Source organism: Oerskovia sp. NPDC056781 (assembly GCF_042789955.1).
GTDB lineage: Bacteria > Actinomycetota > Actinomycetes > Actinomycetales > Cellulomonadaceae > Oerskovia > Oerskovia rustica.
Map to the genome: position 1 here is coordinate 1 of NZ_JBHUAD010000144.1, position 10,081 is coordinate 10,081.

A 10,081-nucleotide genomic window follows, 5' to 3' on the forward strand; every position below is an offset into this window, starting at 1 on the left:
TAAGTGCCGCCGGAACTGAGCGAGGACGACCCCCCCCAGGGGACACCCGTCGCGCGGGGCGGCGCGCACCCCGCACGAGCCCGGACAGGGACGGGGGCCGGGCGGGGCCCGCGCCGATCACGCGGACCCGGCCCGGCAGCGGACCTGTCAGGCGCAGGCGTCCGGCGTCGGCGGGTTCTCCGAGGCGTTCGGGGTGTACCCGGTGCCCTCGGTCGCGCTCGTGATCGCTTCCTCCCACGAGCCGTCGTCGATCATCTCGGTGATCGCGGCGTTGATGTCCTCGCACTTGTCGCTGCTCTGCGGGATCCCGACGCCGTAGCGCTCGGTCGAGAACGGCGCCCCGACGACCTTGACCTTGCCCTTGTTCGCGGGCTGCGCCGCGAGACCGGCCAGGATGATGTCGTCCGTGGTGACCGCGTCGACCTGGCCCGAGAGCAGGGCGGTCACGCACTCGGCGTAGCCCGGCTGCTCCAGGAGGTTCACTCCGGCGGCGTACTCGTCCTTGATGCGCTGGGCCGACGTGGAGCCCGTGACCGAGCAGAGGTTCTTGCCCTCGAGGTCCTCGGGCCCCTTGATGTCGGTGTTGTCCTCCGCGACGAGCAGGTCCTGCCCGGCGACGAAGTACGGACCGGCGAACGCGACGGTCTCCTTGCGCTTGTCGGTGATCGAGTAGGTCGCGAAGATCATGTCGACCTGGTCGGTGCTCAGGAGCGTCTCGCGCTGGGCCGACGGTGCTTCCTTCCACTCGATCTGGTCCTCGGAGTAGCCGAGCTTCTCGGCGACGTAGCGGGCGACGTCGGTGTCGAACCCGGTGTAGGTGTCGCCGTCCTTGAAGCCGAGGCCGGGCTGGTCGAACTTGATGCCGATCGTGATCTTCTCTCCGCCGGCGCTCGCGGACGAGCCGTCGGTCGAGCCGCCGCCGTCGTCGCTGCCTCCGCACGCGCTCAGGGCGAGCGCGGCGGTCGCGGCGAGCGCGACGAGTCCTCCGGTACGGGTGCGTGTGCGCATGGTGTCTTCCCCTTCGTCGGTGCCGAGCCGTCACGGGAGTCCTGGTGGTCACCCGCTGCGCCCGGCGGTCGTTGCCGGTCGAGCTGTTCGGTTGCTACAGGTGGGCCGGGCTCGTCGGTGAGCCCGGGGACCGTGGGGCGTGCCTTGTGCTGTGGGGACTGCTGGTCGCGAGACCGGGTCGTAGGAGTGGTCGGGGACGCGCCTGTGCGTCCGCGGAGAGGGTCAGTGGGTCAGGATCTTGGACAGGAAGTCCTGGGCGCGGTGGCTCTTCGGGTTCGTGAAGAACTCCTCGGGCGGGGCCTCCTCGACGATCTGGCCGTCGGCCATGAAGACCACGCGGTGGGCCGCCTTGCGGGCGAAGCCCATCTCGTGGGTCACGACGATCATCGTCATTCCCTCCTTGGCGAGGGCGACCATGACGTCCAGGACCTCGTTGATCATCTCGGGGTCCAGCGCCGAGGTCGGCTCGTCGAAGAGCATGACCTTGGGGTGCATGGCCAGGGCCCGGGCGATGGCCACGCGCTGCTGCTGCCCGCCCGAGAGCTGGGCCGGCATCTTGTCGGCCTGGTTCCCGATCCCGACGCGGTCGAGCAGGGCCAGCGCCTCCTTCTTGGCCTCCGCGGACCTGGTCCGTCGGACCTTGACCGGCCCGAGCGTCACGTTGTCGAGGATCGTCTTGTGGGCGAAGAGGTTGAACGACTGGAACACCATGCCGACGTCGGCACGGAGCTTGGCGAGCTCCTTGCCCTCCTCCGGCAGGGGCTGGCCGTCGATCGCGATCGTGCCGGTGTCGATGGTCTCGAGCCGGTTGATGGCACGGCACAGCGTGGACTTCCCCGAGCCCGAGGGGCCGATCACGACGAGCACCTCGCCGCGCCGGACCGTGAGGTCGATGTCCCGCAGGACGTGGAGGTCTCCGAAGTGCTTGTTGACCCCGTGGAGCTCGACGAGCGGAGGTCCGAGCTCGTCGTCACGCGAGGGCGCGTCGGGTGGTGGCGAGGGTGTGGTGGGCGACGCGTCGGGAGCGTCGCTCGGGGTGGTCGGTTGCGCGTCCATTTCATGAACCTAGGGGGGTTTTGTTGCGCACGCCACTGTTTCCGGCAACAGTTCGGCAACGGACGGGCAACAGATGCCCGGCTGGCGGCGAAAGAGCGTTTCGGTCCGGCGGTCGGCGCGCCGTACCCTTGACGGTGATGTTCTCCACCGCCCTCCGCCCCGAAGACAGCCCCCTCGCGGGTCCCGCCGACGCGCCCCGGGTCGACCCGCCAGGGGTCCCCGAGGCTGCGACCGCCGGTCACGCCGGCCAGGCGCCGGCAGCGGCGCAGCGGACCTACATGGTCCGCACGCTCGGGTGCCAGATGAACGTCCACGACTCCGAGCACATGGCGGGCATGCTCGAGCAGGCGGGGTACACGCGGGCCGAGGCGGCCGACGAGGCCGCGCACCGCGCCGACGTCGTCGTCATCAACACGTGCGCGGTCCGGGAGAACGCGGCCACACGCCTGTACGGCAACCTGGGGCAGCTCGCGTCGATCAAGGCCAGGCGCCCGGGCATGCAGATCGCGGTCGGTGGCTGCCTCGCGCAGAAGGACCGGTCGGGCATCGTCGAGAAGGCCCCGTGGGTCGACGTCGTGTTCGGCACGCACAACCTCGACGCGCTGCCCGTGCTCCTGGAGCGCGCCCGGCACAACGAGGCCGCGCAGGTCGAGATCGCCGAGTCGCTCCAGGTCTTCCCCTCTACCCTGCCGACCAAGCGCGAGTCCGTGTACGCAGGCTGGGTCTCGATCAGCGTCGGCTGCAACAACACGTGCACGTTCTGCATCGTGCCGCACCTGCGCGGCAAGGAGCGCGACCGACGACCGGGCCAGGTCCTGGCCGAGGTCCAGGCGCTCGTCGACCAGGGTGCGATCGAGGTGACCCTGCTCGGGCAGAACGTCAACAGCTACGGCGTCGAGTTCGGCGACCGCGGCGCGTTCGCCAAGCTCCTGCGCGCGTGCGGGGAGATCGAGGGGCTCGAGCGCGTGCGCTTCACCTCCCCGCACCCGGCCGCCTTCACGGACGACGTGATCGCCGCCATGGCCGAGACGCCCAACGTCATGCCCCAGCTCCACATGCCGCTCCAGGCGGGGTCGGACCGCATCCTGCGGGCCATGCGCCGCTCCTACCGGTCGGAGAAGTTCCTGGGGATCCTCGACCGGGTGCGGGCGGCCATGCCCGACGCGTCGATCACCACGGACCTCATCGTGGGCTTCCCCGGCGAGACCGAGGAGGACTTCGCCGAGACGCTGCGGGTCGTCGAGGCCTCGCGCTTCTCCTCAGCCTTCACGTTCCAGTACTCGCAGCGCCCGGGGACCCCCGCGGCCACGCTCCCGGACCAGCTGCCCAAGGAGGTCGTGCAGGAGCGCTACGAGCGTCTTCAGGCGCTCCAGGACCGGGTCAGCGCCGAGGAGTCGGCCCGCCAGGTCGGTCGCACGGTCGAGGTCCTCGTGACCGAGGGGTCCGGGCGCAAGGACGGGGCGACGCACCGCCTGACCGGCCGCGCCGCCGACAACCGTCTGGTCCACCTCGCGGTGCCGGACGAGGTCGTCGCGCAGATGGCCGGACGTTCCGACGCCGACGTCACGGCCGACGACCCGCGCCTCGCCGACGCCCTGGACCCGCGGCTGCCCCGCCCCGGTGACATGGTCACGGTCGAGGTCACGCGCTCCGCGCCGTACCACCTCGTCGCGGACTCGGTGCTCGACGGCGGAACCTACGCGGTGCGCCGCACGCGTTCTGGCGACGCCTGGGTCGCGCGCGAGAAGACGCGCCTGGGTGGTGGTGACGACCACGGTCACTCGCACGGAGCGCCCGCGGCGGGCGGCCCGGTGAGCCTCGGTCTCCCGAGCCTGCGCCGCCCCTGAGTCGCACGGGCCCGGCAGCGCGGCAGCTCGGGCTCAGGTGGGCGGGAGCTGGCCGCCGATCGTGCTGAAGAGCTGCACAGCGGTGCCCAGCCCGCACGACACGATCTGGCCGAGCTGCTCGTCGGTCGCGCCCTGCTCGAGGTCGACCGACACCTCGGCGTACACCGCGAGGCCCTGGCTCTCCTCGCGGACGTAGACCTTGGGCCAGATGCGCTCGCGGTTCCAGTCGTTGACGGTCTGCAGGAGCGCGAGGCGGGCCGCCACGGGCACGGTCGTCGACCAGCGGCCGCGGACCTGGAGGATCTCCTCGTGGTCGCCCAGGAGCAGGAACCAGAACCGGTTCCCGTCCCACGTGCCCGTGACGTCCCCGTCGTCGTCGATGCGGAAGTGGTAGCCGCGCCGCGAGAGGTAGTCGCCGATACGACGGGTCGAGAGCGGCGAGGGCACCTCGACGTCGACGGGCACGTCCTCGACGGGCTTGGGCCGGTGGTTGCCGAACAGGCGCGCAAGCCAGCTCGTCCGGGGGGCCGGGCTCATGGTGCCGACCTCGCGGGGTCCGGGTAGAACTCGTCGAGGGCGTCGAAGAACATCGAGCCCGTGGACAGGCCGCACTGCAGGAGCTGGTCGAGCTGGTCGTCGTTCACGCCGTGCTCGAGGTCGACCGTGACCTCGGTGAACACGTGGACCATGCCGTTGTCCCGCACGCGCGTGTAGGCCTTGGGCCAGATGCGGTCCGCGTTCCACTCGTTGCAGAACTCGAGGATCTCCTCGAGGCGCTCGATCGTGATGTCCCGGTTCCACTGACCGCGGACCTGCAGGATCTCGTGGTGGGAGCCGAACAGCAGGAAGTAGAACAGCCGCCCGTGCCACAGCCCGCCCACGTCGCCCTCGGCGTCGATGAAGTAGCTGTACCCGGCGTCGGCGATCCACTCGAGCACACGCGCGCGGTGCAGAGGGGTGGGGAGCTTGTCGTGCTCGATGTCGGAGATCATGGTCCCCCCGAGCTCGCGGAGCAGGAGGCTCTCGACCGAGGCGTGCAGCGCGGCGTCGTCGAGCGGGGTGCCGGAGGTCCCGCCGGCCTCGTCCCAGGCGTGCTCGTCGGGAGCGTCCTTCCTGCCCTGGTCGCCCGAGTCGTCTCGTCCTGCCTGGTGTCCCCGTCTGCCGCCGAAGAACCTCATGTGCCCACCCTACCCGCGCCCGCTGGGGATCGTCCTGCTCGCGGGGTAGCGTGGCGCGCGTGATCGTTCGCGCCGTCGCCCTGCCCGGTACCCCGTTGCTCGTCCCGGGCGTCGCGGGCGCCGCAGAGGTTCTCGCCGATTCCCGCGCCCAGGTCCTCGAGGCGCTCCGGGAGCTGGTGCGGGATGCGCGGCACGTCGTCGTCCTGGACTGCGAGGCTCGCCGGGAGGTCGAACGGCGGGGCGAGATGCGTCCGGGGCTGGAGGCGGCCGGGGTCGCCCCGCGCTGGTGGGGCTGGGTCCCACGGGCGTCCGCGGCCGGGTTGCCCGCCGCGGGCGTCCCCGCGTCGGTCGCTCTCCTCGCCCTCGACGCGGCGGGCTGGGAGGGCTCGGTCGAGGTCGTCGAGCTCGGGAGCGCGACCGTCCCCGCGGCCGCGGCCGGGCTCGCGCGGGACGTCCTGACGGAGCCAGGAACGGGACTGGTCGTCGTCACCGGTGCGCGGCCCCCGCTGCCCGACGGCGGCGCTCACGCCCCGAGCGTGGGTGCGGAAGGCAGCACGTCGGACGGCGACGGTGCGGCGGGCAGCACGGCCGAGGACGCGGTGCTCCACGCGCTCGGCGAGAGCTGGGACGCCGACGCCCGGCACGCGACCGGGGAGTACGAGGAGCGGCGCTACGACGTCGTGAGATTCCGGGTCCCCGCGGACGAGCGGGTTGCTACCGTGCGCCGGTGACCTCACCGCTGCGCGTCGTCGCCCGCCCTTCCCCGGCTGCACCCAGCTCGACCTGACGGGCCCCGCCCAGGTCTTCGCGCGCCTTCCCGGCGCGCAGGTGGACCTGTCGTGGCGGGACGCCTAGCCGGTCGCCACGGACTGCGGGTGGTCGATCGTCCCGACCACCACGCTCGCCGACGGGCCCCCGGCCGACGTGCTGTTGGTGCCGGGTGGGGACGGGACGTTCGACCTGCTCGAGGACGACTCTCGACCGCCGTTCGACGCCGGCTCGCCCGCGACGGCCGACCCGGCCGAGGTCGCCGCTATCCGGTCGGCGGTGCGGGAGGCACGGCCGGGGCGCGTTCGGGTACCCGCGGCCGCCGCTACCCGTCGCGTCGCCGCCGCACCGTCCGGAGGACCCTCACCGGAGCACCGCGGGCAGTGGCGACCCAGGGGAGGCACCGGTGCGCCGACCGGCCCGGCAAGCCCGGACAGGTCGGCACACCGAGCACCCGAGGTCAGCGGCGGCTGACCGCCTCCGCCACCTGACCGGCCTCGTCGTCGCGCCCCAGGCGGCGCAGGACCCCGACGAGCTCGTTGCCCACGAGCGCGCGGGAGGCCTGGTCGTGAGCGAGCCGGAACCCGTCGAGCGCCGACTCGAGCGCCAGGGCGGCGCTCTCGAGGTCGCCCGCCTCGGCGCGCGTGGTCCCGGCCAGCCAGAACGCGTGCGCGGCGCCGCCCAGGTCGCCCGCACGGGCGTACTCCTCGGCGACGGCCTCGGCGGCCGACGACGCACGCTCGTGCTCACCGAGTGCGGCCAGGAGCCGGGCGCGCGTGTCGAGGAGCTCGCGGTGCTCGCTGGCCGCGCGCTCCTCCTCGGTCGCGGAGACGTGCGTCGTGGAGACGGCTCCCTCGGCCGGGCCGGACCCGGCCTCCGCCAGCGCCTTGTCGACGGCAGCGAGACCCGCGCCCGCGGTACCCGCCTGCGCGGTCAGCCGGGCGTAGGCCCGCACGACCGGGCTCCGGTACGCAGGGGCCACGCCGCCGGCCCGCAGGAGCGCCACGGCGCGGGGGAAGGCCTCGAGTGCCCCCTCGACGTCCTGCTCGGCCGCCGCGAGCTGCGCGGCCTCGGCCAGGGCGAAGCCCGCCTGGTCGAGCGCGCCGTCGGCCTCGAACTGCGCGGCGGCCCGCTGGTACACGCCGGCGGCCCCTGCGGGATCGTCGGTGCTGAGGGTCTCGGCGCGGGCGACGAGCGCGGCGGCGTCGTCTGTCTGCGCCCCGTCGGTCTCGAACGTGGACGAGCTGTCCGCGACGAGGGCCGAGATATCGGCGGGCCCGCCCGTCGCGACGCTCCGTGCGCTCCCGGCCGGAGCCGTGGGGTGCGGGCTCGCCGCCAGGACGGGAACGTCGCTCTCCGTCGCCCCGAGCACGCTCAGGCTCACGGGCAGGAGCGTCGGCGTGCTCGCCCACACCTCCTCGGTGCGCCGCGTCGTCGCGTCGGTGCCGTTGCGGGCGTCGAACGCAGCGGCGATCTCGAGCGCCTGGGTGCGTACCCAGGTGTCGAGCTCGGCGACCGTGGACGCCGGGACCTCGCGCAGCGCGACAGGACGCTCACCGTGCTCCGCCGCGAGCAGCGACGTCGCCGTCCCCACGCTGAGGAGGAACGCCCACCGGTCGCGAGGGGAGTCCGCGGTCACGAGGTGGTCCTGCTGCTCCACGATCCGGGTCACAGCACGCTCGACGTTGCCCGTCCGCGCGAGGAACTCGATGTGGCGGCCCTGTGGCCCCTCCATCGAGACCCCGTTGTCGAGGTGCCGCAGCCCCCGGCGGTGGGTGGCCGCCGCCTTGTCCGCGTCCCCGGTCTCGAGGTACGCGAGCTGGAGCCGGGAGAGCATGTCGCCCGGCTCGGTCGCGCACTCGGGGGAGCCCGCGAGGACCTGCTCCAGGAGACGGATGCCCTCGTCCAGGCGCCCGGCGTCGAACAGGTAGGCCGCACGGTCGCCCGGTTCGCACGCCTCGCACTGCGAGAAGTCGTCCCGGGGCGTCGCGACCCAGGCCTCGTACGCCGTCGCCGTGTCCTGCGTCCCCCGGGCACGAGCCCACTGGAAGCGGGACATCGTCACGGCGTTCATGCCGTTGCCCGCGACGGCGTACCGGCGCTCCATGTCGTCGAGCGTCCGCTCGATCTGCGCGGCCGGGACCGCAGGGAAGTCCATGAGGTTGCCGACCATCCACTTGAACGACCAGAACAGCGAGTGCGCGTCCTGCTCGTCGAAGTGCTCGGGGTGCTCGTCCCACCACCGCAGGAGCTGCGTGAAGGGCAGGTAGGCCTTGGTGACCTCGTTGCCCCACACGTAGGACTCGACCAGCACGAACAGCGCGTACGCCCTGGCCTCGACGGGGCCGTCGGCCGTGATCCGTGAAAGCTCTGTCTCGGCCGCCGTGCTCCTGGCGACGCCGTACGGCATCTCGCGGACGTGGAACAGCGCTTCGTTGGCCTCGTGGACCGTGCGGGTCATCGGTTCTCCTCCAGGGGTGTCGTGCCGGGGCGCAGCGCGCGGTCGAGCAGGACGCCGAGCGAGCCGTTCATGAGGGTTGCCTCCGAGGCTCGCAGGGGCCTGCCGGACAGCAGCAGGGCGGTGACGTACAAGGATTGGGCGCCCGCCTCCAGGACCTGCGGGTCCGTCGTCGAGAGCAGCGACCGGACGGTCTCGTTCGTGTCGTTGAGCACGAGCCGGCGTGAACGAGCAGGTCCGGAGAGCTCGGCGAGCACCTGGCCCCAGACGTCGTCCGCCGCGTCGGCCGTGGCCCGGGCCTCGCGCTGGTGGTCGCCGTCGCGGTCGTGCAGGAGCATCGCGGGCAGCGCGGCGGGCTCGAAGGCGCGCACGACCGCCTCGCAGTCCTGGGGTGCGAGCGCGTCGTCGACGGCCTGGACGGCGTCTGCGACCTCGAGCTCGCGCAGCGGGTCGACCTCCAGGAGCGCCTGGGACACGTCTTCCGACGTCACGGGTGCCAGGCGCCACTGCGGGAAGCGGCGGGAGATGCGTTCGAGCAGGTCCGCGTCGTAGACGTAGCCGCCGTTGACGAGCCCGAGCCCCTGGGCCGCCGCGACGGGCGCGACGCGCCGGAACTCCTCGACGCTCGGGGTCCACAGCATCCTGGCCCCTTCCGGCAGGGTCGCGGCCAGGTCCGTGAGCGTGCCGGTCCCCTCGGTGGTCTCGAACGGCAGGACCCTGGCCGCGAGGTCGAGCATGTCGTCGTCCTGGAGGGCGAGCGCCCGCACGGCGAGGTGGTGCACGCGCAGGAACGCGCGGCTCGTGGGCGAGCGCTCGGCCAGCGTGGCGAGCGCCCACTCCCGGACCTGCGCGCCGAGCGCCTCGCGCGTGGCGAGCAGCACCTCGTCCTCGTACAGTCCCTCGCGCGACGCGGTGGGGCGCAGCGCGGAGGCGTCCAGGACGCAGCGGACGAAGAACGCCCACGGCGGCAGGAGGTCGTCCACCCGGGTCCCCAGGAGCATGCGCTTGAGGTACACGCGGTGGCTCGACGGGGTCGTGGGGGAGACCGCCGCGGGCAGCACGTACGCGACGCCCGTCAGGCCGGCGAGCGGGAGGTCGAGGTCGATGCGGGCCAGCGGCGTGAAGCCGAGCGTCTGCTCGGCGTAGCGCGTCAGAGCGGTGTCGCGCTCGGCGGGCGTCGCGTGCCGCTCCTTCCACGGGAGGTCCGCACCGCTCAGCCGGCGCCAGACCGTCGGAGAGGCGTCGTCCGTTCCCACGGCGGTGGGGTCGTCGTCGGTCAGGTCGAGACGGACCTCGACCTGGAGGTCGACAGGAAGCAGCGACCCGAAGTCCTGCGCGAGCGCCGTGACGGTCTCCGGCGCGAGCCAGTGCTCCATGTCGCGGCGCGGCCGCAGACGGACGACGCTGCCGGGCTCGGCCGGGACCGTGGGGTCCTCGTCCGCGACCTCGGTCAGCTCGTAGCTGCCGTCCGCGAATCCGCGCCAGCGCACCGGGGCGGGAGCTGCGCCGTCGGGCAGGAGGCGCGCCGAGCGGGACGTGAGCTCGATCTCGTCCGCGACCATGAACGCGGACAGGAGACCGATGCCGAACTGACCCAGGAACTCCTCGCGGCCCGTACCGAGCTCGACGTCGCGCTTGGAGCTGCGCCCGATGGTGGCGAGCAGCTCGGCCGCCTCGGCGAGCGTCAGGCCGACGCCCGAGTCGGCGACCTCGAGCGACCCGTCGGGCAGGGGACGCAGCCGGATCTCGGCGGGGACGTCGTCCCC

Annotated in this window: 8 protein-coding genes; 2 read left to right on the plus strand and 6 right to left on the minus strand. The window is 73.0% G+C overall.

The annotated features are described in order from the left end of the window. Positions 1-147: 147 nt before the first annotated feature. Both ACFRCR_RS12730 and ACFRCR_RS12735 read right to left on the minus strand, forming a co-directional pair. Positions 148-1,008 (minus strand): glutamate ABC transporter substrate-binding protein, encoded by an 861-nt coding sequence (locus ACFRCR_RS12730; protein ID WP_377677984.1) that lies wholly within the window; start codon positions 1,006-1,008, stop codon positions 148-150. Positions 1,009-1,230: 222 nt separating this feature from the next. Continuing rightward, complete coding sequence (locus ACFRCR_RS12735; RefSeq protein WP_377677986.1) at positions 1,231-2,064, minus strand: amino acid ABC transporter ATP-binding protein; 834 nt, start codon at positions 2,062-2,064, stop codon at positions 1,231-1,233. Positions 2,065-2,342: 278 nt separating this feature from the next. Here ACFRCR_RS12735 and miaB point away from each other — a divergent pair, with 278 nt between their 5' ends. After that, positions 2,343-3,911: a tRNA (N6-isopentenyl adenosine(37)-C2)-methylthiotransferase MiaB gene (gene miaB, locus ACFRCR_RS12740; RefSeq protein ID WP_377677995.1), complete on the plus strand. Its 1,569-nt coding sequence runs from the start codon at positions 2,343-2,345 to the stop codon at positions 3,909-3,911. Between the two features lie 33 nt (positions 3,912-3,944). Here the strand turns inward: miaB and ACFRCR_RS12745 are convergent, their stop codons facing one another. Together ACFRCR_RS12745 and ACFRCR_RS12750 are read right to left on the minus strand one after the other, a co-directional pair. After that, complete coding sequence (locus ACFRCR_RS12745) at positions 3,945-4,448, minus strand: YbjN domain-containing protein (RefSeq protein WP_191795639.1); 504 nt, start codon at positions 4,446-4,448, stop codon at positions 3,945-3,947. Further along, a complete protein-coding gene (locus tag ACFRCR_RS12750; RefSeq protein WP_377677988.1) occupies positions 4,445-5,089 on the minus strand; it encodes a YbjN domain-containing protein in 645 nt (214 codons plus the stop codon). Before ACFRCR_RS12750 ends, ACFRCR_RS12745 begins: the two co-directional genes overlap by 4 nt. Before the next feature lie 59 nt (positions 5,090-5,148). On the opposite strand from ACFRCR_RS12750, the gene ACFRCR_RS12755 reads away from it, so the two are divergent. Beyond that, a complete protein-coding gene (locus tag ACFRCR_RS12755) occupies positions 5,149-5,820 on the plus strand; it encodes a hypothetical protein (RefSeq protein ID WP_377677990.1) in 672 nt (223 codons plus the stop codon). Between the two features lie 497 nt (positions 5,821-6,317). Here ACFRCR_RS12755 and ACFRCR_RS12760 read toward each other — a convergent pair whose 3' ends face one another. Both ACFRCR_RS12760 and ACFRCR_RS12765 read right to left on the minus strand, forming a co-directional pair. Continuing rightward, positions 6,318-8,318 carry a hypothetical protein gene (locus tag ACFRCR_RS12760; protein ID WP_377677991.1) on the minus strand — a complete coding sequence of 667 codons (2,001 nt, stop codon included), beginning with the start codon at positions 8,316-8,318 and terminating at the stop codon, positions 6,318-6,320. Then, on the minus strand, positions 8,315-10,081 hold a 1,767-nt coding region (locus ACFRCR_RS12765), incomplete at its 5' end, for an HSP90 family protein (protein ID WP_377677993.1). The genes ACFRCR_RS12760 and ACFRCR_RS12765, both read right to left, overlap by 4 nt.